At 73.0% G+C, this 25,335-nt stretch carries 22 protein-coding genes; 9 read left to right on the top strand and 13 right to left on the bottom strand.

Translation table 11 applies throughout. From position 1 onward, the window contains the following. Positions 1–26 precede the first annotated feature (26 nt). Both AC4OXY_RS42420 and AC4OXY_RS42415 read right to left on the bottom strand, forming a co-directional pair. Positions 27–656 carry an MBL fold metallo-hydrolase gene (locus tag AC4OXY_RS42420; RefSeq protein ID WP_356029537.1) on the bottom strand — a complete coding sequence of 210 codons (630 nt, stop codon included), beginning with the start codon at positions 654–656 and terminating at the stop codon, positions 27–29. Beyond that, positions 656–1,741 (bottom strand): S-(hydroxymethyl)mycothiol dehydrogenase, encoded by a 1,086-nt coding sequence (locus AC4OXY_RS42415; protein WP_362819494.1) that lies wholly within the window; start codon positions 1,739–1,741, stop codon positions 656–658. Before AC4OXY_RS42415 ends, AC4OXY_RS42420 begins: the two co-directional genes overlap by 1 nt. 233 nt (positions 1,742–1,974) lie before the next feature. Here AC4OXY_RS42415 and AC4OXY_RS42410 point away from each other — a divergent pair, with 233 nt between their 5' ends. Further along, positions 1,975–2,754, top strand: a complete 780-nt coding sequence (locus tag AC4OXY_RS42410; protein ID WP_491992375.1) for an acyltransferase domain-containing protein — start codon at positions 1,975–1,977, stop codon at positions 2,752–2,754. A 64-nt stretch (positions 2,755–2,818) separates the two neighbouring features. Here AC4OXY_RS42410 and AC4OXY_RS42405 read toward each other — a convergent pair whose 3' ends face one another. Continuing rightward, positions 2,819–3,094 carry a hypothetical protein gene (locus AC4OXY_RS42405; protein ID WP_356029532.1) on the bottom strand — a complete coding sequence of 92 codons (276 nt, stop codon included), beginning with the start codon at positions 3,092–3,094 and terminating at the stop codon, positions 2,819–2,821. 173 nt (positions 3,095–3,267) lie between these two features. Between AC4OXY_RS42405 and AC4OXY_RS42400 the strand changes: the two genes are divergently transcribed. Next, positions 3,268–3,633, top strand: coding sequence for a nuclear transport factor 2 family protein (locus tag AC4OXY_RS42400; RefSeq protein ID WP_356029530.1), 366 nt, complete (start codon positions 3,268–3,270; stop codon positions 3,631–3,633). A 223-nt stretch (positions 3,634–3,856) separates the two neighbouring features. Here the strand turns inward: AC4OXY_RS42400 and AC4OXY_RS42395 are convergent, their stop codons facing one another. After that, positions 3,857–5,830 carry a ricin-type beta-trefoil lectin domain protein gene (locus tag AC4OXY_RS42395; protein ID WP_491994726.1) on the bottom strand — a complete coding sequence of 658 codons (1,974 nt, stop codon included), beginning with the start codon at positions 5,828–5,830 and terminating at the stop codon, positions 3,857–3,859. A 249-nt stretch (positions 5,831–6,079) separates the two neighbouring features. Here AC4OXY_RS42395 and AC4OXY_RS42390 point away from each other — a divergent pair, with 249 nt between their 5' ends. Continuing rightward, a complete protein-coding gene (locus AC4OXY_RS42390) occupies positions 6,080–7,312 on the top strand; it encodes a glycosyltransferase (protein ID WP_402063822.1) in 1,233 nt (410 codons plus the stop codon). A 132-nt stretch (positions 7,313–7,444) separates the two neighbouring features. Here the strand turns inward: AC4OXY_RS42390 and AC4OXY_RS42385 are convergent, their stop codons facing one another. Beyond that, positions 7,445–8,470, bottom strand: coding sequence for an alcohol dehydrogenase (locus AC4OXY_RS42385; RefSeq protein WP_356029527.1), 1,026 nt, complete (start codon positions 8,468–8,470; stop codon positions 7,445–7,447). A 182-nt stretch (positions 8,471–8,652) separates the two neighbouring features. Beyond that, complete coding sequence (locus AC4OXY_RS42380) at positions 8,653–9,330, bottom strand: TetR/AcrR family transcriptional regulator (protein WP_362819490.1); 678 nt, start codon at positions 9,328–9,330, stop codon at positions 8,653–8,655. Positions 9,331–9,494: 164 nt separating this feature from the next. Here AC4OXY_RS42380 and AC4OXY_RS42375 point away from each other — a divergent pair, with 164 nt between their 5' ends. After that, entirely contained in the window at positions 9,495–10,748 is a 1,254-nt protein-coding gene (locus AC4OXY_RS42375; protein ID WP_491992374.1) for a YncE family protein, read from the top strand. Positions 10,749–10,822: 74 nt separating this feature from the next. Here the strand turns inward: AC4OXY_RS42375 and AC4OXY_RS42370 are convergent, their stop codons facing one another. Together AC4OXY_RS42370 and AC4OXY_RS42365 are read right to left on the bottom strand one after the other, a co-directional pair. Further along, positions 10,823–12,691, bottom strand: a complete 1,869-nt coding sequence (locus AC4OXY_RS42370; protein WP_491992373.1) for a cellulase family glycosylhydrolase — start codon at positions 12,689–12,691, stop codon at positions 10,823–10,825. 74 nt (positions 12,692–12,765) lie between these two features. Continuing rightward, positions 12,766–14,748: a GTP-binding protein gene (locus AC4OXY_RS42365; protein WP_491992372.1), complete on the bottom strand. Its 1,983-nt coding sequence runs from the start codon at positions 14,746–14,748 to the stop codon at positions 12,766–12,768. A 281-nt stretch (positions 14,749–15,029) separates the two neighbouring features. Between AC4OXY_RS42365 and AC4OXY_RS42360 the strand changes: the two genes are divergently transcribed. After that, entirely contained in the window at positions 15,030–16,133 is a 1,104-nt protein-coding gene (locus tag AC4OXY_RS42360) for an XdhC family protein (protein WP_402063669.1), read from the top strand. Between the two features lie 121 nt (positions 16,134–16,254). On the opposite strand, the gene AC4OXY_RS42355 is transcribed toward AC4OXY_RS42360, so the two are convergent. Together AC4OXY_RS42355 and AC4OXY_RS42350 are read right to left on the bottom strand one after the other, a co-directional pair. Further along, a complete protein-coding gene (locus AC4OXY_RS42355) occupies positions 16,255–16,848 on the bottom strand; it encodes a GNAT family N-acetyltransferase (protein WP_362819486.1) in 594 nt (197 codons plus the stop codon). Between the two features lie 23 nt (positions 16,849–16,871). Beyond that, positions 16,872–17,372, bottom strand: a complete 501-nt coding sequence (locus AC4OXY_RS42350; protein WP_402063667.1) for a metallophosphoesterase family protein — start codon at positions 17,370–17,372, stop codon at positions 16,872–16,874. Positions 17,373–17,476: 104 nt separating this feature from the next. Here AC4OXY_RS42350 and AC4OXY_RS42345 point away from each other — a divergent pair, with 104 nt between their 5' ends. The 4 genes from AC4OXY_RS42345 to ctaF all read left to right on the top strand — a co-directional run bounded on the left by AC4OXY_RS42345 (position 17,477) and on the right by ctaF (position 20,957). Next, positions 17,477–17,914 (top strand): MarR family winged helix-turn-helix transcriptional regulator, encoded by a 438-nt coding sequence (locus AC4OXY_RS42345; protein WP_356029516.1) that lies wholly within the window; start codon positions 17,477–17,479, stop codon positions 17,912–17,914. 284 nt (positions 17,915–18,198) lie between these two features. Beyond that, the gene (locus tag AC4OXY_RS42340; RefSeq protein ID WP_356029515.1) at positions 18,199–18,783 is read left to right on the top strand and encodes an isochorismatase family protein; all 585 of its coding nucleotides are present in this window, start codon (positions 18,199–18,201) and stop codon (positions 18,781–18,783) included. A 114-nt stretch (positions 18,784–18,897) separates the two neighbouring features. Next, the gene (gene ctaD / locus AC4OXY_RS42335) at positions 18,898–20,577 is read left to right on the top strand and encodes an aa3-type cytochrome oxidase subunit I (protein ID WP_491992371.1); all 1,680 of its coding nucleotides are present in this window, start codon (positions 18,898–18,900) and stop codon (positions 20,575–20,577) included. Next, positions 20,574–20,957: an aa3-type cytochrome oxidase subunit IV gene (gene ctaF / locus AC4OXY_RS42330; RefSeq protein ID WP_356029514.1), complete on the top strand. Its 384-nt coding sequence runs from the start codon at positions 20,574–20,576 to the stop codon at positions 20,955–20,957. The genes ctaD and ctaF overlap by 4 nt, the downstream gene beginning before the upstream one ends. Here the strand turns inward: ctaF and qcrB are convergent. From qcrB to AC4OXY_RS42315, 3 genes are all read right to left on the bottom strand, one after another. After that, complete coding sequence (gene qcrB, locus AC4OXY_RS42325) at positions 20,893–22,428, bottom strand: cytochrome bc1 complex cytochrome b subunit (RefSeq protein WP_376292307.1); 1,536 nt, start codon at positions 22,426–22,428, stop codon at positions 20,893–20,895. The genes ctaF and qcrB overlap by 65 nt on opposite strands. Further along, a complete protein-coding gene (locus AC4OXY_RS42320; RefSeq protein ID WP_362819482.1) occupies positions 22,425–22,700 on the bottom strand; it encodes a hypothetical protein in 276 nt (91 codons plus the stop codon). Before AC4OXY_RS42320 ends, qcrB begins: the two co-directional genes overlap by 4 nt. 80 nt (positions 22,701–22,780) lie before the next feature. Beyond that, a complete protein-coding gene (locus tag AC4OXY_RS42315) occupies positions 22,781–25,240 on the bottom strand; it encodes a SpoIIE family protein phosphatase (protein WP_376292310.1) in 2,460 nt (819 codons plus the stop codon). Positions 25,241–25,335: the final 95 nt, after the last annotated feature.

The following is a 25,335-nucleotide window of genomic DNA, read 5'->3' as shown; positions in this document are numbered from 1 at the left end:
CCGGTGTCCGCGGGGCCTCGGACGGTTCAGTGGCCCCGTTCGATCCACTCCTCCAGGTGCGGTGCCTCGGCGCCGATGGTCGTGGGGTCGCCGTGCCCGGTGAGGACCTTGGTCTGCGGGGGCAGGGTGAGGAGCTTGTCGCGGATGGAGTCGATGATCGTCGGGAAGTGGGACCAGGACCGTCCGGTGGCGCCGGGGCCGCCCCGGAAGAGGGTGTCGCCGGTGAAGACCGTGCCGAGCCCGGGGTCGTACAGGCAGACGGCGCCGGGGGCGTGGCCGGGCGTGTGGAGCACGGTGAGGTCGGCGCCGGCCGCCTCGATGACCTGGCCGTCGACCAGGTGCCGGTCGGGCTCGCGGTGCGGGTGGGTCTGCTTCCACAGCGGCAGGTCGTCGGGGTGCAGCCAGATGACGGCGCCGGTGAGGTCGGCGAGGGCGGGAGCCGCGTCGATGTGGTCGTTGTGCGCGTGGGTGCACACGATCGCGGTGAGGCGGCGGTCGCCGACGGCGGCGGCGATGGCCTCGGCGTCGTGGGCGGCGTCGATGACGATCACCTCGTGGTCGTCGCCGACGATCCACACGTTGTTCTCGACCTCCCAGCTGCCGCCGTCGAGGGTGAACCGGCCGGAGGTGACGAGGTGTTCGATGCGGGCGCTCATCACAGCACCACCACCGAGCGCAGCACGTCGCCGTGGTGCATCCGCTCGAACGCCTTCTCCACCTCGTCCAGTTGGACGGTCTCGGTGACGAACGCGTCGAGCGGGAGGCGGCCTTGCAGGTGCAGGTCGACGAGCATGGGGAAGTCCCGGGAGGGCAGACAGTCGCCGTACCAGCTGGACTTGAGGGCGCCGCCGCGGCCGAAGACGTCCAGCAGGGGCAGTTCGAGCTTCATCTCGGGGGTGGGGACGCCGACGAGGACGACGGTGCCGGCGAGGTCGCGGGCGTAGAAGGCCTGCTTGTACGTCTCGGGGCGGCCGACGGCCTCGATGACGACGTCGGCGCCGAAGCCGCCGGTCAGCTCGCGGACCGCCTCGACGGGGTCGGTCTCCTTGGAGTTGACGGTGTGGGTGGCGCCCAGGGTGCGGGCCTTTTCCAGCTTGCGGTCGTCGATGTCCACGGCGATGATCTTCGCGGCGCCGGCGAGGTCCGCCCCGGCGATCGCCGCGTCGCCGACGCCGCCGCAGCCGATGACGGCCACCGAGTCGCCCCGTCCGACGTTGCCGGTGTTGAGGGCCGCGCCGAGGCCGGCCATGACCCCGCAGCCGAGCAGTCCGGCGACCGCCGGGGAGACGGCCGGGTCGACCTTGGTGCACTGGCCGGCGGCGACGAGGGTCTTCTCGGCGAACGCGCCGATCCCGAGGGCCGGGGACAGCTCGCGTCCGTCGGTGAGGGTCATCCTCTGCTTCGCGTTGTGGGTGTTGAAGCAGTACCAGGGCCGGCCGCGCAGACAGGCCCGGCAGTTCCCGCACACCGCACGCCAGTTGAGGATGACGAAGTCGCCGGGCGCCACGTCCGTGACACCGGCGCCGACGGACTCCACCACGCCCGCGGCCTCGTGGCCGAGGAGGAAGGGAAAGTCGTCGGAGATGCCGCCCTGCTTGTAGTGCAGGTCGGTGTGGCAGACACCGCAGGCCTGGACGCGTACGACGGCCTCGCCGGGCCCCGGGTCCGGCACCACGATCGTCTCGACCCGTACGGGCTCGTCCTTCCCCGGTGCGATCACGCCGCGGACTTCCTGCGCCATGGTCTGGCCCCTTCTTTCGATTGCCTTCGCTGCCGACCCTACGCGTGACCGATCGGTAGCGGCGGGGACCACGGCGGTGATCGTGGATCTCTCGCCTGACCGGGTTTCTTCGCGAGCGTTCCGCAGGTCCCGGGATGTGACTGGAAAAGGTCATTCCATGATGGCAATTTTTTTGCAGGGTGCAGGAATCTGCCTGGTGTCTGCTCCCGGTCCGGCCGTGCCTCAATGGGGGCATGCCCCTTGACGGCTGCACGGGACGTACCGCCTTCCTGTTCTCGGCCGGTGCCTCACCACGGCCCGGAGCCGGCGCCAAACTCCGGGAGGAGTTCCCGGTGTTCGCCGAGGCGCTGGACGACATCTGCGCGCGCCTCGACCCGTATCTCGAACTCCCGCTGGCCTGTGTGATGTTCGCGGCCGACGGCACCCGGACGGCGGCCCTGCTGGACCGGGCGACGTACGCCGGTCCGGCGCTGTTCGCGCTCCAGGTGGCACAGTGCCGGCTGCTGCACAGCTGGGGAGTCAGGCCGGACGTGGTCTACGGCCAGGCGGCCGGTCGGATGGCCGCCGCGTACGCCGCCGGTGTCTTCTCCCTGGCGGAGGCCTGTCACGCGGTCGGCACCCTGGCCCGTCTCCTCGGCGCCCTGCCCGGCCCGGCCCCGGGGCGCCCCGCTCTGGAGGGCGTCCTCGGCGCCTACGGCCGTACGCTCGCCACCCTGCACCCACGTGCCCCGCGCCTCCCCCTCGTCTGTGACAGCACCGCCCGCCCGGTGGGGGCGGAGACCGCCGAGCCGGAGTTCTGGGTACGGCGCACACCGCAGCGGTTCGCGGACATGGCCGGGGTGCTGCACCGCGCCGGGGTCCGCGTCTGGCTGGAACTGGGCCCCGCCGACCTGCTCGTCCGCCTGCTGCCCGGCTGTCTGCCGGACGGCCCGGCGACGGCCTTCGCCCTGACGCGGGACTGGGCGGTGCTGCGGGCGGGGCCGGGGACGGGGTCCGGCAGCGGACAGACGTGAGGGCCGCGGCCGGCGAACGGGCCTCGGGCGGCGGTTCAGGCCGCGACGGCCGGCAGCACGCCCGTCAGGGGCCCGCGAGGTCGGTGACCTGGTGCAGTGCGTCGAGCTTGTTCAGCTGGTCAACCCGGTTCAGCGCGCGCATCTGCTCGGACACCTTCGGGACCTCCTTGCGGTGCGCGGCCGGGATGTCGCTGACCGCGATGGCGTCGAGCGTGGTCATGGGGTTGAGCAGCGCCTTGTGCGGTGCGCCGGTGGGCGCCGCGTTCGCCGTCGGGACGGCGAGGCCCGTGATCCCGGCGGCGAGGCCGAGGGCGGCGACGATACGTCGAGAGGAGATCATGCCCTCAACAACGCTCCCGGACCCCGGCCGGACACGGGTGGCGGGCCGCGGCCACCCGCGAGGCGGAGGCGCCCGGCTGCGCTTGCCGTGCCCGCCGGGCCGGAGGAGCCTCGAAGAGTGGAGCCCGCGCGGCCCGATCCGCGCCGGGCCGCGGGCGTCCGAAGGAGGTCACCATGGGGACCGTGACAGGTTCCGGCTTCGACACCGAGACACTGCGCCGGGCCGTGGAGGGGAACACCGGCAACTCCCTGCTCGCGCTCTACGCCGACGACGCGGAGATCCGCATCGTCGACCACGACCACCAGCCCAGCCACCCCACCGTCCTGCACGGCCGGGCCCAGATCGCCGAGTTGCTGGACGACATCTACCGCCGCGACATGACACACAAGCTGGACCAGTGCGTCGTACAGGGCGATCACGTCGCCTTCAGCGAGAAGTGCCAGTACGGGGACGGCACCAAGGTCCTCGCCGAGTCGATGCTCACGCTGCGCGACGGCAAGATCACCAGCCAGCTGATCATCCAGGCCTGGGACGAGTAGGCGGCCCCAGGCATGACGGGCGCCGGAAGGAGAAGTGCGAGGGTCCAGGTCACCTCCCGGCTGACCTGGACCTTCTCTGCCCGCGCGAGCCTGGGAGGGCTACGGCTGCGGTCGGTGCGGGCGCTGCGGTCGGTGCTCGGGCAGGCGCGACCCCGCCCCGCGCCGCACACCCGGCGCTCCCGACGCCGCTGAGCCGCGACGACGGCGACCGCCCGGGCAGTGGTCAGGTCTGCGACCACTTCTGGTTGTCCTGACCGTTGCAGGTCCACAGGACCAGGGAAGTGGCGTTGCCGGTGGCCGCGTTGGAGGCGTCCAGGCACAGTCCCGCGTGGACGTTGGTGATCGTGCCGTCGGTGTGCAGCGTCCACTTCTGGTTGTCCTGGCCGTTGCAGTCCCAGATCACGACCTTGGTGCCGTCGGTGGTGCCGCGGTCGTAGGCGTCGAGGCACTTGTCGCCGTAGACGACCAGTTCCCCCCGGGAGGTGAACGTCCAGGCCTGGTTGGCGCCTCCGTTGCAGTCCCACAGCTCGGCCTGGGTGCCGTTGGTGAGCGTGTTGTCGTAGACGTCGGCGCAGCGGCCGGACTGCTTGCCGGTCAGGAGGGTGCCGTTCGCGCCCGGCAGGGGGCGGACGGTGAGGGCGCCGAGGGACGGACCGCCGGTCAGCGCGAGGGAGTTGCCGGCTCCCTTGATGAGGTTCACCTGGACCGAGACGGTGCCCTGGGACGAACCGGTCGGCGGGAAGGAGACCGCGGTGGCCGTCTGTCCGTCGACCCGGAGGGTGCCGGTGAGGGGTGTGGAACCGGTGTTGGTGTAGGCGATGTCGGCCACGGCCAGGCCGGTGCTCGCGGCGCTCACGCCGGTGTAGGTGCCGGTGGAGGTCGTGCCGTAGTCGCTGCTCGCCGCCTCGGTGCCGCTGACCTTGAGCATGACCGAGCCCCCCGCCGGGACAGCAGCGGTGTAACTCGTCGCGTACGAGCCGAGGGTGGAGCGCGCCCACAGGTCGCGCACCGTCGCCGAGGCACCGGTCAGGCCGAGGTCGGACCAGCGGACGGTGATGTTCCGCGCGGCGGAGGTGCGGTTCAGCAGGACGACGGCCCGGTTGCCGGTGCCGGACAGGACCTTGCCGTAGACCTGGAGTCCGGTGGTGTCCTCGGCGACCTTGACGCCCTGGAGGCCGCGCGGGTCCTGGTCGACGGCGACGACCTCGGGGTTCGTGAGGATCCCGGCCGTCTCGCTCGTCATCGTCGTCAGGTCGTTTCCGGCCAGCAGCGGGGCGCCGGAGACCGCCCACAGGGCCATGTGGGTGCGGTTCTGCGCGGCGGTGAGGCCGGGCATGCCGGTCATCAGCATGTCGGGGTCGTTGTGGTACCCGGTGTGCTGGGCGGCCGGGTGCTGGGCCTGGTCGAAGTTGGCCAGCATGTTCGCCTGGGAGGGCGCGTTGCCGTAGTAGATGATGTCCGTGCTGGTGCGCCACATGGTGGCGAGGCCCGGCGCCCAGTTCCAGGGGTTCTGCCTGCCCCAGTTGCACGCGGACAGCGTGAGCGGGCGGCCGGTGGCCGCGGTCGCCCTGGTGACGGCGGAGCTGATCGAGGTGTACGCCGTCTTCGCGTCCAGGCCCTCGGCGTCGCCGCCGCACCAGTCGACCTTGACGAAGTCGAAGCCCCACTTCGAGAACTGGAGTATGTCCTGGTCGTAGTGGCCCTCGCTGCCGGTGTTCGGGGCGGCGGGGCGGCCGGTCGGGTAGTAGTAGCCGCAGCCGTTCTTGCCGGCGTCGGTGTAGATGCCGGCCTTCAGGCCCTTGCTGTGGATGTAGTCGGCGATGGCGCTCATGCCGCCGGGCCACTCACCGGTGTCGACGGTGATGTCGCCGGCGCTGTCGCGGGTGCCCTGCCACCAGCCCTCGTCGATGTTGATGTACCGGTAGCCCGCGGCGGGCAGACCGGCCGCGACGAACGCGTCGACCTGCTGTTTGATGACGTTGTAGTCGATCTTCGCGGCGAAGCTGTTCCAGGAGGCCCAGCCCATCGGCGCGGCGGCCACCGCGATCTGACGGGCCGTCACCGCAGCCCTGACAGGGCCGGGCTGGGCGAAGAGGAGGGCGGCGGCCGCGGTCAGCGCCAGGACGAGCGCGCGGACGGCGCCGGCTCTGCACCGGAGCAGCAGGCCTTCGGCGGTCGGACGGGGTGAGGGATACATCGGCGCCTCCGTGTGCGGAACGGAATCCACGCCGAGTGATACGTCGACCGGTTCGGTCGTCGGCATCGTCGACATGGTCGGCATTTCGAACATAGATCGACACTCCGAACATGTCGCGGGCCGACCGTAGAGCCGCCCGGGGGTGAAGTCAACGGCTGTGACGGGGGCGAACCGGCCGTGCCCGCAGGGCCGTTGGGTCCCGCGCGAGGGGCCGTGCCGCCATACTGGGTCATCGTGCGCATTGCGATCATGACGGCCGGATCCCGGGGCGACGTCGCCCCCTACACCGGACTGGGGCACCGCCTCGCCCGCGCCGGGCACGAGGTCACCCTGGTCACCCACGCCCGCTTCGGGCCGTTGCTCTGCGGCTCGGGCGTGCGCTTCCACCCGCTGCCGGTCGACCCCCGGGCGGAGCTGGAGTCGCCGCGCGGCCGGGGCCTGCACCGCAGCGCCGGCGAGGCCACGAAGCTGCTGCGCCTCGCGGACATGGCGCGCCGGCTGGTCGGGCGGATGACGGAGGACCTGCTCACGGCGGCCCGGGACAGCGAGGCACTGCTGCTGTCCGCCTCGCTCGCCCCGCTCGGCCACACGATCGCCGAGGGACTGCGTCTGCCGAGCATGGGGGTGTACCTCCAACCCCTCGCCGGAACGCGGGAGTTCGCGCCTCCCGTGCTCGGCGGCGGCTCCTGGGGGCCGGTCGTGAACCGGGTCGCCGGGCACGGGGTGTGCCTCGCCACGGAACACATCTTCTCGGGTGCCCTGCCCGGTGTGCGGGGGCGGCTCGGACTGCCCCCGGTACGCTCCGGTGCCGCGCTGCGGGCCCGGGAGCGGCGGCTGTGGCCGGTGCACCACGGCTTCAGCCCGCTGGTGGTGCCCCGGCCCCGGGACTGGCGGCCGGGGCTGACGGTGAGCGGCTACTGGTGGCCGTACGACACCGAGGACCAACTCCCCGCTGGCGTACAGGAGTTCCTCGACGCCGGTCCGGCGCCGGTCTTCGTCGGGCTGGGCAGCGCCACGGTGCCGGACGCCGCACGGCTCAGTGCCCAGGTGGTGGCGGCGCTGCGGCGGGCCGGGCTGCGCGGGGTGATCCAGCGCGGCTGGGGCGGGCTCGCGGCCGACGGCGAGGACATGCTGACCATCGACGACGTGCCGCACGCGCTGCTCTTCCCGCGCATGGCCGCCGTGGTCCACCACGCGGGTGCGGGTACGACCGCGGCGGGCCTGCGCGCCGGGGTGCCCGCCGTGCCGGTGCCGATCCAGTTCGACGCCGGCTTCTGGTCCGCCCGCCTGGTCGCCCTGGGCGTCGCCCCGGCCGCCGTACCGCTGCGCCGCCTCACCGTGGACGCCCTCTCCTGCGCCCTGCTGCGGGCCACCCGCCGGCCGGGGTACGGGCAACGGGCCCGCTCCCTGGCCGCCCGTATCCGCGCGGAGGACGGGGCGGCCCCGGTCCTGGCCGCACTGGAGCGGCTGGCCGACGGCTGACCCGCCCGGCCGGGGCACCTTCGCCAGGCAGCCGCGGGCCGACCGGGAGGCGGCTGGGTGTGCCGCCGGGGCCGCTCTCGGTCGTCGCCGCCCGGGAGGATCCCGCCGTGGCCCGGGTCGGCGTCGCCCGGGTCAGCCGTTCGTGAGGACCATGCGGAAGCGGGCCTTGCCGGCCATCATCTTCTGGAAGGCGCCGTCGACGTCGTCCAGCGGGACCGTCTCGGTCATCGGGCGGATGCCGTGCAGGGCGCTGAACTCCATGGTGTCCTGCACGTCCTGCGCCGTGCCGGACGGGTGTCCGCGCACGACCCGGGCGCCCATGATCAGCTGGAGCGGGCTGATGCCCATGGCCTCCGGGTCCGCGCCGATCACCACCAGCTCACCGCGCGGTGCGAGACCGTCCACGGTGGCCGTGATGGCGCCGGAGTTCCCGGCGGTTGCCAGCACGACGTTCGCCCCGCCCAGGGACTGCAGGGCCTCGGCGACCGGGGTGCCCGCGGTGCTGTCCACGTAGTGGTGGGCGCCCAACTGCTTGGCGAAGTCGGCCTTCTCGGCGCCGCGGGCGATCGCCACGGTCTCGAAGCCCATCGCCGCCGCGTACTGCACCCCGAGGTGGCCGAGGCCGCCGAGGCCGAGCACCGCGACCAGGTCCCCGGGGTGGGCGGAGCTGTGCCGCAGGCCGTTGTACGTGGTCACGCCGGCGCAGGCCATGGGGCCCGCGTCGCCCGCCGCCAGCGCGTCCGGGATCCGGGCCAGGGCGTCGACGGGCGCGATCATCTTCTCCGCGAAGCCGCCGTCGTAGGCCCAGCCGGGCACCTTGAGGTTGGCGCACACGATGAAGTCGCCCCGCCGGCAGGGCGTGCAGTGGCCGCAGCTGCCGCCGAACCAGCCGACCGCCACGCGGTCGCCGATCTGCCAGCCCCAGTCCTGGGTGCCCTCGCCGAGCGCGTCGACGCGGCCGGCGATCTCGTGCCCGGGGACCTCCGGGAAGGTGATGCCCGGCACCGCGGCGTGCACGAACATGGCGTCGCTGTGGCAGATGCCGCACGCCTCGACGGCGATGCGCACCTGGCCCGCCCCGGGCTCCGGCACCTGACGCTCGGCCAGCTCGAACGCGCCGCCCGCGCTCCTCACCTGCGCGACTCGATACGTGCTCATCACGCTCCCTCTTTCCCTCTCTCCCGCTCTCCCATGTCTCGCGGTGGCTGTGCCGCCCGGCGCACGGGTACCGCACGGGTACGACGCCCCCGCACCAGCAGACCAGCTCCGGGCCGATCCCGCGCGCCGAACGGCACGGACCGGCACTGACCTGCGCCGACAGGCGAGCAGCAGCCGGGGGCTCAGACAGCGCCCGGCGCGTCGGGTGCGGGGCGCCAGCCCTCGGGCCGGAGCATCCCGAGCAGCAGCCGCACCAGCTCGTCCACCAGCTGGTCGAGCGTGGCGTCCACCCAGCCGGCGCTCCAGTCGTGCAGCAGGCCGTTGACGCTGCCGATGAAGGCCGTCGCCGCCAGCCGGTAGTCCCGCGGCGCCGCCTCGCCGCGTACGACGGCCGCGTCCGCCTCGGCGCGGATGAGGTCGACCCAGCGGGCCCGGCGGGCCAGCCGCTGCTCCTCCAGCCGGGAGCTCACGCCGACGATCTCCACGAAGGCGATGCGGATACGGCGCGGATCGCAGGTCACGTCGCGGGCGTAGGCCCGGAAGAGCACCGTGGCCCGCTCGGCCAGTGGCAGTCCGTCCGCCGCGCCGAGGGCGTCCAGCACCGCCTGCTCGGCCCAGCCGTTGACCTCCAGGTGCAGCGCGGCGAGGACGTCCTCCAGGGTGCGGAACTCCTCGTAGAACTGACGGGTGGACAGTCCGGCGGCCTGGCTGAGTGCGGCGACCGTCGTGCCCCGGTAGCCGGGCGGTCCGCCGAACAGTTCCAGGGCCGCGTCCAGGAAACGCCGGCGCCGTTCGGCCTGCCGTTCCTCGGCGGACCGACCGCCGTAGCGGCCCGTCGGCGCCCTGAACCTTCCCGCCACCTGTCCCCCTCCGTCTCCCCGCCGCCGGCCCGCCCTCGCCGCACCGGCTCTCAATCCTGTCGTGCACACCTCTTGTCGAGTAACCCACCCCCTCCTTACTTTTCAGTAAGTTCACTGTGAAAGCACGCGTGTTCAGACTTCTCCCCCGAGGAAGGAGAGCAGTCATGCCTGCCTCCAGAACCAGGCACCTGTGCTCCGTGGCCGCCGCGCTCGTCCTGACCGTCGCCGCTCCGGCGACCGCCGCCTCCGCCGCCACGCCCGGCTCCGACGGTCTGCGCGAGGTGATGTTCGTCGGCAACAACTGGGACGGCACCGCCGACGTCATCAGGTCCACGGGTGACTTCGCGAAGATCGGCCGGATCGATGTCGTCCCCGACAAGGCGGCGCGACTGGCCGAGATCAACGCCGACCCGATCAAGTGGATCTACTACACGTCCATCCGCAACGAGGTGGGCCAGGGGCACGACCAGTACGTGGACGACATGTACTCCACGCCCGACGGCAGGTCCGTGGTCGTCTCCCGGCCGAGCTTCGCCGACGTGGTCTCCATCGACCTGGCCACCGACAGGATCAACTGGCGCTTCCCGGTAGCCGGTTACCGCGCCGATCACATGGCGGTCTCCCCCGACGGCACCCGGGTCGCCGTCTCGGCGTCGACCGCGAACAAGGTGCAGGTGCTGGACATCGACACCGGCAGGGAACTCGGCGAGTTCGCCACCGGCGACAAGCCGCACGAGAACTTCTTCACCGACGGCGGGAAGTACCTCTGGAACATGTCCATCGGCGAGGTCACGACCTCCCTGGACGATCCGGGCTGGGACTGGACCAAGGGCGACCGGCACATCACGATCGTCGACGCGACGACGTTCAAGCAGGTCAGGACCATCGACATGCGGCAGCGGCTGGACGCGGTCGGGCTGAAGGACTTCTCCAGCGCGGTCCGGCCCGCCGTCTTCACGCCCGACTGGTCCAAGCTGTACTTCCAGGTGTCGTTCTTCAACGGCTTCCTGGAGTACGACGTGGCCGCGGACAGGATCACCCGGGTGAAGACGCTGCCGGCGAACCCGGCGACGAACCCGGACCGCACCACGTGGCTGCTGGACTCGCGCCACCACGGCATCTCGATGAATCCCGAGGGCACCAAGCTGTGTGTCGCCGGGACCATGGACAACTACGCGACCGTGGTCGACCGGGCCTCCTTCGACGTCGGCCCGCTCATCACCGCCTCGACGCCGTACTGGGCGACGGTGAGCGGCGACGGCAAGGACTGCATCATCTCGGAGGCCGGCGCCGACCAGGTCACGGCCATCGACTTCGCCACCGGCCAGAAGGTGCTGTCCGTACCGGTCGGCGACCATCCGCAGCGTGTCCGGCTGGGGCATGTCCAGGCCGACTGGACGGGCCCGACGGGGAGTTGAGCGCCGGCGGCCTCCGGGGGGACCCCACTCTCCACGGGGGCCGCTCGGCTTCCTCGTCAGGGGTCACGGGCGTCTCAGAAGTGCGCCCCCGCCCACGCGGCCAGCTCGGACCGGGCCGCGCTCAGCAGGTCCGCCGAGGGGGACGTGGCCCCGTCGGTCACCAGCGCGTAGTGCAGGACGCCCGAGTCGGTGTCGCCGAGCAGCAGCCGGCGGCTTCCGGTGCCGCCCGGTTCGGGGGCGACGGCGACCGGTGTGCCGGCCCCGGTGTAGGCGGGCGGGGCGTACACGGTGCCGAGGTCGGAGACGACGGTGGTCGACGCGGCCGGGAAGGACGCCGGCAGGTGCAGTTCGGTCGGCGCGGTGCCGTCCCCGGAGCGCCACACGAGCAGCCCGTACCGGCCGGAGCCCACCAGTCGGGCCACGTGCGGCAGGCTGCTGGGCACCGGGTTCCAGGTGAGGGTGGTGGAGCCGTCGCGGGAGCGGTCCTCGTAGGTGAAGGCCAGGGCCGTACCGGCCGTGGCGCTCGGGTACAGGCGGTCCAGCAGCCGCGCGTCCTGCCGGAGGGTGACGTTGCCGGACTCGTCCAGGTCCACGGCGGAGAGGTCCTCGCCGTTCCAGGCGTCGCCGGAGGTCTGCACCTTGTCGGGACTGCCGTTCATCAGCTCGTGATGCCGGCCGCTGTAGATGTCCCACTGCCACTGGGTGCCGGACAGGACCGGGCCCGAGGCGGCGGGGTCCGACCACCAACTCGCCCCCGGCAGGCGGGAGTCGAGGGACTGGTACATGGCCTTCAGGACGGTCGGCGCCTTGTCGGACACCGTGCCGGACAGGGGGTGCCCGAACTCGCTGACCACGGCCGCGGTGCCGGCGGAGGCGGCGCGGTCGCGGACGGCGGCGAAGTCGGAGGCGTACTGGCCGTCGGCCGCCTTGCCCCACATCAGGATCCCGGAGATGGCCTTCTGGTCGTAGAAGTGCGTGTTGAAGACGTACCGCGGGCCGAGGGTGCCCGCGTCCAGCAGGCCGCCCTCCTGCTTCTGGGTGGAGATGTCGGAGTTCCAGAAGAGGCCCGGCTCCACGAAGGCGGGCTTGTCCTGCCAGCCGGCGGCGTCCATGGCGGCGCGGAACCTCACGTAGAACGGCCACAGCAGATCGCGTTCCCAGGTGCGGGAGGTCTGTCCGGAGTCGTAGCTTCCGGCGTAGGGCTCGTTGTACGGGTCGAATCCGGCGACGGCGGCGAACTCGGCGGCGGTCAGGTGCTGTTGGAGGTAGGCCATGGCCGTCCGCGCGGTGGCGAGGAAGGCGTCCTGGAGACCGTAGGTGTCGTGCCAGAAGTCGTACTGGGCCTTCTGCACGGCCGCGTTCTGGGTGATGTTCTGGCCCCAGAAGAGGCAGAGGCCGCAGGATTCGGCGGGGTAACTCCCGGCGTCCACGGCCCACTCGGGCGCGCCGTCGCCGGTGTACCAGCTGCCCGTGTGGAACAGGTGGCGGGAGTAGAGGTCCTGGTGGAAGTCGGGGAAGACGCGGATTCCCTCGTCCAGGAAGGCGCGCATCTGGTCGGTGACGGCGGCCAGATAGGCGGTGTCGGCCTGGCCGCGTACGGGTTCGGCGTGGGCCCAGGAGAGCAGGAAGCGGACCGCGTTGCCGCCGCCGAGGGCGCGCAGCGCGGTCGCGGACGTGCGGGCGTCGGCGACGGAGGCGAACGGCAGGCCGCTGTTCTCCTCCAGTTTGGTCTCGCCGGAGACGTTGTAGCCGCGCAGGACGATCTCGCGCCCCTGGCCGTCGGTGAACCGGCCGTTCTGCACGGTGAGGGCGGAGCCGTCGAACCAGAGGGAGTCGGAGGGGAGAGCCGAGGTGGCGGCGGTGGCGGGCGGGGCGCCCGCCACCGTCAGGAATCCGCTGAGGACGACCAGGACAACCAGCAGACGTGCCCGGGTGTTCGACATGTCCACCACAGTCCGGCCCGCCGAAAGCCGCGTCAATACCACCTGACTCACAAGTAAGTTGACTCTCAGTCAGTTCACACCGCCCCGTCCCCGGTCCTGCGCATCACGTTCAGCAGGTACTCCTTGCGGTTGAGCGGGTTGTGGTCGGTGCGCGGCCGCTCGGGGACGGCGCCCCGGGTGATCGGCGCGTAGTGGTCGAACGCCGTCTCCAGCTCGCCCTCGCCGCGGGTGAGCCCGGGCAGCCGCTGCTGCAGCTCGTGCATCCGGGCGGCGGGCACCGTGCCCTCCAGTACGGCGGCGGCTCCGGCCGCGGCGGTACTCTCCGGTACGGCGCCGAGCCGGGCGAGCACCGGCAGCAGTGCGCCCAGCGTGTCCGCCGGGGCGTCGAGCCGGAAGCGGTGCACCGGCTCGTGCACGACGGTGTCCGCGCGGCGCAGCGCCTCGGCCAGCACCAGCGGGGTCAGGCCCCGGAAGTCGTAGCCGGTGCTCGACATGCTCTTGTCGAAGCCCTGGTGGGCGTGGCTCTGCCGGGGCGAGTACCCGCTGTGGGTCATGGTCACCGTGCAGTCGGGCACCTGCCAGCCGTGCAGCCCCTGGCCGAGGCTCTCGCGGACGGTGTCCTCGACGGCCTTGAAGAAGGCGTACGGCATCGAGCCGAGCTCCACCTCCAGCCGGAACGCCACGCCCGCGCCGGGCGGTGCGGGCTCGACGCGCAGGCCGACGGTGGCGAGGAACGGGTTGCCGTCCTTGTTGTTGAACTCGACGGCGTGCCCGGTGCCGGCGGGCCGTTCGACGCACAGGGTGGTCGTCTCGCGGAAGGTGACCTCCAGGCCGAACTCCTCGGCGAGGGTGGCCTGGACGACCTCCTTCTGGACCTCGCCGTAGAGGGACACGGAGGTCTCCCCGCGCCGTTCGTCGTGGCGGACGCCGATGAGCGGGTCCTGTTCGGCGAGCTGGGTGAGCACCAGGTGCAGGGCGCGCCGGTCCGTGCCGGGGCCGGGGACGACGACGGTCTCCAGGGTCGGCGGCGCGAAGTGGTGCTCGTACGCCCGTCCGGGCGTGCCGAGCGTGTCCCCGATCCGGATGCCGTCGAGGCCCCACACCCTGACGATCCGCCCGGCACCGGCGTGGTCCTGCCGGGTGTCGGTACCGCCGTCGAAGACGCTCAGTGCGGTGACCCTGCCCGTCACACGGCGGGCGGCTCCGTACGGGACGCGGTCACGCACGCGCAGGGTGCCGGCGCGGAGCCGCGCGTAGGCGATCTTCTCGCCCGCCGGACCGCGTTCGACCTTGAAGACCGTGCCCGACAGCGGGCCGTGCGGGTCGCCGTCAGCGGGGGGCAGCAGCCGTTCGACGCCGCCGACCAGTTCGGGCACCCCGGCGCCGGTGATCGCGGAGCCGAAGTAGACGGGATGGACACGGGAGCTGCGGGTCTGGGCGGCGAGGGCCGCGTGCAGACGGCCGTCGGGGATCCCGCCGTCGAGGTAGGCCGCGAGCAGTTCGTCGTCGTGCTCGGCGAGCACCTCCGCGGCGGCCGGGGCGAGGTCCGGCACGAAGCGGGCGGCGCGGGTGCCGGGCGCGGCGGGGCGGCCCATCGGGACGAGCGGCACGGCCAGCCGGCGCGACAGCTGGTCGAGCACGGCGGAGCCGTTCGCGCCGCGCCGGTCGATCTTGTTCACGAAGATCAGCGTGGGGATGCCCAGCCGGCGCAGGGTGCGCATCAGCACCCTGGTCTGCGCCTGGACGCCCTCGACCGCCGAGACGACCAGGACGGCGCCGTCGAGGATGCCGAGCACGCGCTCGACCTCGGCGATGAAGTCCGGGTGACCGGGGGTGTCGATGAGGTTGACGGTGACGCCGTCGAGCGGGAACGACACGACGGCTGACTTGATCGTGATGCCGCGCCGGCGTTCCAGCGCGAGCGTGTCGGTCCGGGTGTTCCCGTCGTCGACGCTGCCGATCTCCTCGATGACCCCGGCCGTGTGCAGCAGCCGTTCGGTCAGGCTGGTCTTACCGGCGTCGACATGGGCGAGAATTCCGAGATTGAGCAGGTGCACTGAGCGTGATGTCCTTCGGCATGGGGTGGATTCCTTCCTGGGCGGACATGCACGCAGCGCGCATCGCTGGACCTTCCTGTGTGACGTACGTCGGAACCCGCGCAGTGCAGCAGACTCCGCTACCCGGCGGCAATGGATTAACATTCAACGAAACCCCCTCCGCCGCGCTCGCCGCACCCCGGACGCGGCCGTAATGTGACGTACGGCCACCATTGGGTCGCTGTCTCCACGGTGCCGACCCGGCGGGCGGTGTTCGCGCGGGGCAGGGAGAGGAGTGGAGCGTGCGGGAGATCCTGCCGACGTTGGCGCGCTGGCACGCGGCCGGGGCCCCGTTCGGACTGGCCACGGTCGTCGCGGTCAGCCGCAGCGCGCCGCGCGGTCCCGGTGCCGCGATGGCGGTGGGCCCGGACGACGAGGTGGTGGGGAGCGTGTCCGGGGGCTGTGTGGAGGGGGCCGTGTTCGAGCTGGCGCGGGAGGTCGTGGCGAGCGGCGAGGCGCGGCTGGAGACGTTCGGGTACAGCGACGCGGACGCCTTCGCGGTCGGCCTCACCTGCGGCGGCGAGATCACGCTGCTGGTGCGGCCAGTGACTCCCGCGTCGGATCCGGCGTTCGGGGCGCTCGCCGCGTCCGTCGCGGCGGGCGAGCCGGTGACGGCGGCCACGGTGGTGGACGGGCCCGCGCCGCGCGGCGCCACGCTCGCCGTCCGGCCGGACCGGGCCGAGGGCACGCTCGGCGCGCCCGGCCTCGACGTCGCCGTCACCGCCGACGCGCGCGGCGAACTCGCCCTCGGCGCCTCGGTGATGCGGCACTACGGTCCCCACGGCGAGCGCCGCGAGGACGACGTGACGGTGTTCCTCCAGTCGTTCGCGCCGCCCCCGCGCATGCTGGTCTTCGGCGCGATCGACTACGCGGCCGCGGTGGCCCGCGTCGGCGACTTCCTCGGCTACCGGGTGACCGTGTGCGACGCCCGCCCGGTCTTCGCCACGCCGAAGCGTTTCCCGGCCGCGGTCGAGGTCGTGGTCGACTGGCCGCACCGCTACCTTGCCGGCACGCGGACCGACGACCGCACGGTGATCTGCGTCCTCACCCACGACCCGAAGTTCGACGTCCCCCTGCTGGAGGAGGCCCTGCGCCGCCCGGCCGCCTACGTCGGCGCGATGGGCAGCCGCAAGACCCACGACGAGCGGCGCGCACGGCTCGCCGAGGCCGGTCTGGGCGAGGCCGAGCTGTCCCGGCTGCGCTCGCCGCTCGGGCTCGACCTCGGGGCCCGTACGCCCGAGGAGGTCGCGGTGTCCGTCGCCGCCGAGATCGTCGCCCTGCGCTGGGGCGGCTCCGGCGCACCGCTGACCACGACCGCCGGGGCCATCCATCCGCCCGCCGCGTGATCGAGGCCACCGCGTCCGGGAAGCGCGGGTCGCGGAGCAGCGCCTGGCGCAAGGCATGGGCAGGTCGCGGGGCAAGTCGTGGGGCCGCGCCACGAGTTCGCCGCCCCGCGGTGGCGGCCCGCTACGCGGTGTCGCCCGCCACGCGTGCGTGCAGGTGCTGGTCGTGCCAGCCGTCGGCGTGCAGGAGGGCGCTGCGCTGGGTGCCCTCGTAGGTGTAGCCGGCCTTCTCGGCGACCCGGCAGGACGCCGGGTTGGCGACCGAGTGGCACAGGCGCAGGCGGTGCAGGCCCAGGTCGTCGAGGGCCCACTGGCTGAGCCTGCGCGTGGCCTCGACGGCGACGCCGCCGCCGCGTGCCTCGGGCAGGAGCCAGTAGACGATCTCGGCACTGCCCTCGTGCAGATCGATGTCGCCCCATGCGCACAGTCCGACGGCGGGTCCGCCCGGCGCGGCGACGGCCCACACCGCGAAGGTCTCGGCTCGCCAGCGCGCGTGCATCCGCTCGATCCTGGCGAGCGCGTCCTCACGGCTGTCGACGGCGAGCCGGTTCCACCGGCGGATCGCGGGGTCCTGGGCAGCGGTCAGCAGGGTGCCGGCGTCGTCGGGGCGCCAGGGGCGCAGCTGAAGTCCGCCGGGCAGGGCGAGCACGGGCTGCTCGCCGCCGGCCATGCGACCCGCCGGAACGACGTCCCCCGGTATGCCGTTGTCAGAGATCATCCCGGCATCCTGGCACAGGGCCGCTACCGCTGCGGCAGCCGGTGCAGGGTCACGTCGGTGAGGGTGCCGTCGGCGAGCGTCGCGGTGAGGTAGGTGCAGTGCGGCTGGCGGCGGCGGTCGGTCGGGGAGCCCGGGTTGAGCAGGCGCAGGCCGGTCGGGGCGGTGGTGTCCCAGGGGATGTGGCTGTGGCCGAAGACCAGCACGTCGAGGTCGGGGAAGCGGGCGGCGCAGCGGGCCTCGCGGCCCTGGGCGGGACCGGTCTCGTGCACGACTCCGAAGCGCAGGCCGTCCAGTTCGGCGTGGGCCACCTCGGGGAGCCGGGCCCGCAGCTCGGGGCCGTCGTTGTTGCCGTGGACCGCGATCAGACGGCGGCTGCGGCTCTCCAGCAGGTCCAGGGTGGCGGTGTCGACCCAGTCACCGGCGTGGAACACCACGTCCGCGCGCGGGAGTTCGGCCAGCAGTTGTTCCGGGAGCCGCTTGGCGCGCCGGGGCAGGTGGGTGTCGGACATCATCAGCAGACGCACCCGGCCAACCTAATCGAGTCACGGCCGGCGGACGCCAAATCAATCAGCCGGAACTGAACAGTTCGAGCTGGACAGTTTCGGCTGTCGGACCTACGCTGGTGGGCATGGCTGACACCTCCGACTCCGCCACCCGCGCCGCGCGCGATCTGCGCGTGGTCTTCAGCCGGCTGCGGCGCCGGCTCCGCGAGGTCGCGCAGGACACCGATCTCAGTCCGTCCCAGGAGTCGGCGCTCACCCTGGTCGGCAAGCACGGCGCCGCCACGGCCAGCGCCCTCGCCGCCACCGAGGGCGTACGCCCGCAGTCGATGGCGACGACACTGGCCGCCCTGGAACAGCAGGGGCTGATCCTGCGCGCCCCCGACCCGGCCGACGGCCGCCGCCAGCTGGTCACGCTGACCGAGGCCGGCCGGGCCCGCGTGGAGGGCAACCGGCAGGCGCGCAGCGAGTGGCTGGCCCGCGCCTTCCAGGAGCGGTACACGGAGGAGGAGCGGCAGGCCGTCCTCCGGGTGCTGGAGCTGATGGACCGGCTGTCGGAGCCCTGATACGACCGTGGCGGCGAGGCTCGCCGGACGCACGGAGCGGACCAATCCGCCCCTGAGGTCGACTCCTCGATGACCGCCGTATATGACCGCCGTGGCGCTGGTGCCCATCGGCGCGACCGGCGTCGCCTGCGGCGCCCCGCCCGCCGAGGCGCCCGGGCCGTTCCGCGCCCGGCCCCCTTCCCGCTCGCCCGCTCCGTCCTGTTGCCGGCGACGACCTTGCCGGACCGTTTCCCCGGTCGGCTCACCCCTCCCCCACCGCACCGCTCGGAAAGGCCTGACCGATCATGTCGCTCACCACGCTCGACCCCCGTACCGCCCTCGTCGCGATCGACCTCCAGAACGGCATCGCCGCCATGCCCACCCAGCCGTACGCCGGCCCCGAGGTCGTGGCGCGCACGGCGGAACTCGCCGACGCCTTCCGCGCCCGGAACCTCCCGGTGGTCCTGGTCCGCGTCTCCTTCTCGGCCGACGGCGGGGACGTCGTGCCCGGCCGTACCGAGCGCCAGGCCCGCGGCCTCGCCTTCGCCGAGGGCTGGGACGTCATCGTCGACGAACTGAACGGCCACGCCGGCGATATCCGCGTCACGAAGCACAACTGGAGCGCCTTCCACGGCACCGACCTGGATGTCCAGCTGCGCCGGCGCGGCATCACGCAGATCGTGCTGACCGGCATCGCCACCAGCATCGGCGTGGAGTCCACCGCCCGTGACGCGTACGCGCACGGCTACCACGTCACCCTCGCCACCGACGCGATGGCCGACGCCGACGCCGAGGCGCACGCGAACAGCGTGGAGCGGATCTTCCCGCGGCTCGGCGAGAGCGGCACCACCGCCGAGGTCCTGGAACTGCTGGCCAAGACCCACGCCTGAGCACCGCCCGACCGCCCCGGCCCCTGCGCCCCGGACATCGACGGCGGTTTGCCGGGCGGTGCCCAGGCGTGGCGCGGGCGGGGCGTTCGGGCACCCGGAGTAGCGTCGCCCGGGATGACCGAACTACCACAGATGTCCGACAGCCGTGAGGCCGTCGAACGGTACACGGCCCCCGCCCCGCGGCCCGGCCGGACCCTGCTGCGCTGGGCGGCCACGACCGACCACAAGGTGATCGGCCGGCTGTACATGGTCACGGCGTTCTGCTTCTTCCTGTTCGCCGGGCTGCTGGCGCTCGGCATGCGGGCCGAACTCGCCCGGCCGGGGCTCCAGTTCCTGAACGAGCACGGCTACGACGAGTTCTTCACCATCCACGGCACGATCATGATGCTGCTGTTCGCGACGCCCATGTTCGCCGGGTTCGCCAACGCGGTGATGCCGCTCCAGATCGGCGCCCCGGACCTGGCGCTGCCGCGGCTGAACGCGATGTCGTACTGGATGTACCTGTTCGGGGCGCTGATGGTGGTGTCCGGCTTCCTGGTGCCGGGCGGGGCCGCCGCGTTCGGCTGGTTCGCGTACGCGCCGCTGAACAGCGCCTACTTCTCGCCCGGGGCGGGCGGCGACCTGTGGGCGATGGGGCTGGTGGTCACCGGTGTGTCGACGACCCTGACCGCGGTCAACTTCATCACCACGATCCTGTGTCTGCGCGCGCCGGGCATGACCATGTTCCGGATGCCGATGTTCACCTGGAACGTGCTGTTCACCTCGATCCTGGTGCTGCCCGCGTTCCCGGTGTTCGCGGCGGCGCTGCTCGCGCTGGAGGCGGACCGGAAGTTCGGGGCGCACGTCTTCGACGCGGCGAACGGCGGCGCGATCCTGTGGCAGCACCTGTTCTGGTTCTTCGGGCATCCGGAGGTCTACATCGTGGCGCTGCCGTTCTTCGGGATCATCTCGGAGATCGTCCCGGTGTTCTCCCGCAAGCCGCAGTTCGGCTATCTGCCGATGATCGGCGCGACCGTCGCCATCACGATGCTGTCGGCGGTGGTGTGGGCGCACCACATGTTCGCCACGGGCGCGGTACTGCTGCCGTTCTTCTCCCTGATGTCGTTCCTGATCGCGGTGCCCACCGGGATCAAGTTCTTCGCGTGGATCGGGACGATGGTGAACGGATCGGTGTCGTTCGAGACGCCGATGCTGTGGGCCATGGGCTTCCTGGTGTCGTTCCTGCTCGGCGGGTTGAGCGGGGTGCTGATCGCCTCCCCGCCGCTGGACTTCCACGTGACCGACAGCTACTTCATCGTGGCGCACCTGCACTACGTGCTGTTCGGCACCGTGGTGTTCGCGATGTTCGCCGGGTTCTACTTCTGGTGGCCGAAGTTCACCGGGAAGATGCTGGACGAGCGCCTCGGCAAGCTGCACTTCTGGCTGCTGTTCCCGGCGTTCCAGCTGACCTTCCTGGTGCAGCACTGGCTGGGCGCGGGGGGCATGCCGCGCCGGTACGCGGACTATCTGCCGACGGACGGCTTCACCCTGCTCAACACGCTGTCCTCGGCGGGCGCGTTCCTGCTGGGGATCTCGACGCTGCCGTTCCTCTACAACGTCTGGCGCACCGCCGCCCGGGGCGTGAAGGTCACCCTCGACGATCCGTGGGGCTGGGGCCGGGGCCTGGAGTGGGCCACCTCCTGTCCGCCGCCCCGGCACAACTTCACGGCCCTGCCCCGGATCCGCTCGGAGTCGCCCGCGTTCGACCTGCACCATCCGCAGGCCGCCCGGGCCGGGGAGGAGACGGCCGGATGAGGACCGAGTCGATGCTGTTCGGCGGGGTGGCGCTGTTCTTCGGCGGGTCCGCCGCGCTGTACGGGGTGTGGTCCGGGGACGAGACGGGCACGGTCGCGCTGGTCGTCGCGTGCGGGATGGCGGCGCTCGTGTCGTTCTTCTGCCTGATCCAGTACCGGCGGCGGGGCAGCCGGGCGCAGGACCGCGCGGAGGCGGAGGTGGCCGACGGGGCGGAACCGGTGGCGTTCTTCCCGGACGAGAGCATGTTCCCGATCATCACCGCGCTCGGGTTCGCCCTGAGCGCCGGCGGGGTGGTCTACGGGCTCTGGCTGTTCCTCATCGGTCTGGGGGTGCTGGCTCGCGGGGTGTTCGGGATGGCGTACCAGTACGCGCGGCGGTGAGGGGCCTGCGCGGGGCGCCGGGCCGGAAGGACGCCACGGGTGCGTGGTCGCTCTCGTAGCCGCCGGCGATGTTCTGCCGGATCTCGCCGGTGGACACACCCCGCGCCAGCCGGTCCCGCTCGGCCTCGGTGAGGGCCCGGCACAGCCAGCGGGTCACCAGGAACGCGAGGACGGGCAGGACGACCACGGCGACGCGCAGCACCCAGGTGAGGGCGTTGACGGAGATCCGGAAGGTCTGCGCGACGACGTCGTTGCCGCCGGCCAGCAGCAGCACGCCGTACCAGACGATGCCCGCGACGCCGAGGCCGGTGCGGACGGGGCGTTCGCGCGGGCGGTCGCAGAAGTGCTGCTCGCGCCGCCACTCCCCGGTGCGGCGCTGCTCGACGAACGGATAGGCGTACAGCACCGCGAAGAGCAGGCCGGGCAGGACCACGGCGGGCAGCAGGACGTTCCACATCAGGGTGTGTCCGGCGAGGTTCGTCTCCCAGGCCGGCATCAGTCGCAGCGCGCCCTCCAGGAAGCCGACGTACCAGTCGGGCTGGGCGCCGGTGGAGGCCTGGTCGGGGCGGTAGGGGCCGTAGTTCCAGACCGGGTTGACCTGGGCGAGTGCGGCGAGGAGCACCAGGACGCCGAAGACGATGAGGGACAGCCCGCCCGAGGAGGCCGTGAACTGGGGGAAGAAAGGCTTGCCGGCGGCGTTGTCCACGCGGCGGCCCGCGCCGCGCCACTGGGTGTGCTTGAGGTGGACCACCAGGATCAGATGCACGGTGACCAGGGCGATCAGGGCGCCCGGGAGCAGCAGGACGTGCACCGGGTACAGCCGGGTGACGATGTCGTGCGCGGGGAACGCGCCGCCGAAGACGAAGAAGGCCACGTACGTGCCGACCAGCGGGATCGAGGTCATGATGCCCTGTGCGATGCGCAGTCCGGTCCCGGAGAGCAGGTCGTCGGGGAGCGAGTAGCCGGCGAAGCCCTCGGCGAGCGAGACCACGAACAGGGTCAGGCCGATCACCCAGTTCAGCTCGCGGGGGCGGCGGAAGGCGCCGGTGAGGAAGATCCGCAGCAGGTGCACGCCGATCGCGGCGACGAAGACCAGCGCGGCCCAGTGGTGGGCCTGCCGCAGCAGCAGTCCGCCGCGCACGTCGAAGCTGATGTGCAGGGTGGAGGCGAAGGCGGTGGACATGCGCACCCCGCGCAGCGGCGCGTAGGGGCCCGCGTAGACGACCTCGCGCATCTCGGGCGTGAAGAACAGGGTCAGCCAGACGCCGGTCAGGAACAGCACCAGCAGGCTGTAGAGCGCGAGTTCACCGAGCAGGAAGGACCAGTGGTCGGGGAACGCCTTGCGCAGCAGCGGGCCGCCGTCGAGGACGGGCAGCCGGGCGTCGGCGGCCCGTACCAGCCGCTCGGCGCGGCTCACCTCCCCGCCACCCCCACGGCCGACGCCGCTCGTGTCGCCTGCCGCCGTGCTCATGTCTCCTGCGGCTCCGCGGCCGCCCGGGCCACCTCGGCCTCGATGTCGGCGCGCGTGCGGCCGGTCTCCCTCGCGTAGTCGCTCAGCGCGGTCTGCGCCTCGCGGGCCAGGTCCCGCGAGGCACGCAGCGCCGTTTCGTAGGTCTCCGACTGGGCGCCCGTCATACCCCGCTCGGCCGGCGGGCCGTAAGCCTCCCGCAGTTCGTCGACCGTGCGCTGGGCCGCGTCGGCGGCGCGCTGCTTCGCGACCAGTTCTTCGAAGGTGTGTGCCACGCCGATCGACCCTAGGCACGGCCGTCGGGCGAGCCCCTTCGACCTGCCGGGGGCGCGCGTACCCGTACCCGAGTGGCGGGTCAGCCGCCGGGCACGAGATCGGCCCACACCTGTTTGCCGCCGCTGACCGGGACCGTCCCCCAGGCCGCCGAGACCGCCTCCACCAGCAGGATGCCGCGCCCGCCGGTGGCCTCCCAGCCGATGCTCGTGGGCTTGACCGGGCTGCGCGGCGAGGCGTCGGCGACGGCCAGCCGGAGCCGGTGGTTGACCAGGCTGAGGTCGAGGCGGACCTGGCCGTCGGTGTGCACGAGGGCGTTGGTGACGAGTTCGGAGACCACCAGCAGGGCCGTGTCGAGCGTGTCCGGGCTCACGCCCCAGGTGCGCAGGGTGCGCCGGGTGAAGCGGCGGGCGTGCCGGACCGCCTCCGGTACGCGCCACACCGTCCAGCTCTCGCGCAGGGGTCGTACGGCCATCCCGTCGTAGCGCATCAGCAGCAGGGCGACGTCGTCGGCGCGGTGGGCGTCGGTGAGCAGCGCGTCGGCGACCAGGCCGAGGTGGGCGGGGTCGGCGGCGGACAGGGCGTGGGCGAGCCGCTGCATGCCGGTGTCGAGGTCGGTGTCCGCGGACTCCACCAGGCCGTCGGTGGTCAGCGCGACCACCGTGCCGGGTGCCAGGCGCAGCGGGGTCATCGGGAAGTCCGCCTGCGCCGTCACGCCGAGCGGCGGCCCGCCCTCGGTGCGCAGGATCTCGGTGCTGCCGTCCGGGTGACGCAGGACCGGTTCGAGATGGCCGGCGCGCACGATCCAGGCGGTGCCCTCCTCCATGTCGACGTCGACGTAGGCGCAGGTGGCGAAGAGGTCGGTCTCCATGTCCAGCAGCAGCCGGTTGGCGTGGGCGACGACCACGTCCGGGGTGTGGCCCTCGGCGGCGTAGGCGCGCAGCGCGGTGCGCATCTGGCCCATCAGGGTGGCGGCGCCCGCGTTGTGGCCCTGTACGTCGCCGATGACGAAGGCCACGTGGTGGTCGGCGAGCGGAATGACGTCGTACCAGTCGCCGCCGACCTCCAGCCCGGCGGTGGTGGGCAGGTAGCGGGCGACGGCGACCGCGCCGGGCAGCCGGGGCAGGCGGCGCGGCAGCAGGGTGCGCTGGAGCATGCCGACGAGTTCGTGCTCGGCGTCGAAGGCGTGGGCGCGCAGCAGGGCCTGGCCGGTCAGGGCGGCGCAGGCGGTGAGCAGGGCGCGTTCGTCGGGGCCGAAGTCGTGCGGGTCGTCCCAGCCGATCAGGCAGGCGCCGGCCACCCGGCCGGCGGCGGGCAGCGGCAGCACGGCGAGGCCGCCGGGGCCGACCTCGCCGAGGGCGGGCTCCAGGGTGCTGCCGGCGGGCCAGATCCGGGCGCGGCCCTCGCGCAGCGCGGCCGCGAGCGTGGGCATGGCGCGCACCGGCGCGTCGGGCCACTCGGTGCGCCATTCGGTGCGCCACACCTCGGGCCACGCCTCGGGTTCGGGCGGGTCGAGGACGGTGACGACGAGGCGGTCGTGCTCCAGTTCGGCGAGCGCGATCCGGTCGGCCCGCAGCGGTACCCGCAGGGCGTCGACGACGGCCCGGCCGACGTCCTTGACCGTGCCGGCGGTGGCGAGGGCGGCGGCCAGGCGCTGCACCCGGGCCACGTCGGTGACGTCGGAGCGCAGAGTGGAGGCGTCGGCGACCGTGCCGACCAGCCGGGCCGGGCGGCCCTCCCCGCCGGACAGCAGCCGGCCGCGCAGCCGCAGCCACAGCGGCGCGCCGGAGGGCTGCAGGATGCGGAACTCCAGCTCACGGTCGCCGATGGACATGTGGTCGGCCTCGACCACGGACATCAGCGCGGGCAGGTCCTCGGGCACGGCGCGCGCGAGCAGGGTCTCCACCCGGCCGTCGAAGGAGTCCCGGCCGAGCCCGAACAGCCCCAGGATGGCGGCGCCGACCTCGACCCGGCCGGTGTCCATGGCCAGGTCGAAGGCGTTCTCGGAGAGCTCGCCGGGCTCCCCCGCGGCGGCCGGGGCGGGGACGGCGACCGCGCGGGCGACCAGCTCCAGGCAGGCCCGGTCCTCGGTGCCGAAGCCGCCCGGACGCTCGCTGACGGCCACCAGCACGCCCGCGCCCGCCGGGTCGAGCGGCAGGACGGCCACGGAGAAGTCCGGGGAGGGCGTGCGCCGCGCCTCGGGGCACCCGGCCAGTTCCTCGGGGCCGAGCCACCGCGGGCGGCCGGTGCGGTGGGCCGCGGCGACCGGCGACGTGCCGGCGGCCGGGTAGCCGTCGCGGAGCCCGTACAGGGTGCGCGGCAGACCAGCCGATTCGGCGAGGGACAGCTGCGCGGGATCGTCGCCGGGCGTGTACACGCCGACGAAGGCGGCGCCGGCGAACACCAGCGCCTGTTCGAGGACGCGGTGGAGCCGGTCCGGGGTGCCGGGCGAGGCGCCGAGGGCGTCGAGAGCGGCTGCGGCGCGCTCCGGCCCCGTCCTCGTACCGCCGACCGCCGCGCCCTCGCTCACCACGTTCGCCATTACAGCGCGTGTGAGGCTCCTGCGCAGCCCCTGTGAACGCTACGGGTGGCCCTGGGGAACGCCCGGGGCCGCGCGGGCCCGGATCCGCTCGAAAG

The organism is Streptomyces sp. HUAS MG56, assembly GCF_058673395.1.
The sequence above is the reverse complement of the archived record's forward strand: the minus strand, read 5'-3'. Positions and strand labels throughout refer to the sequence as shown.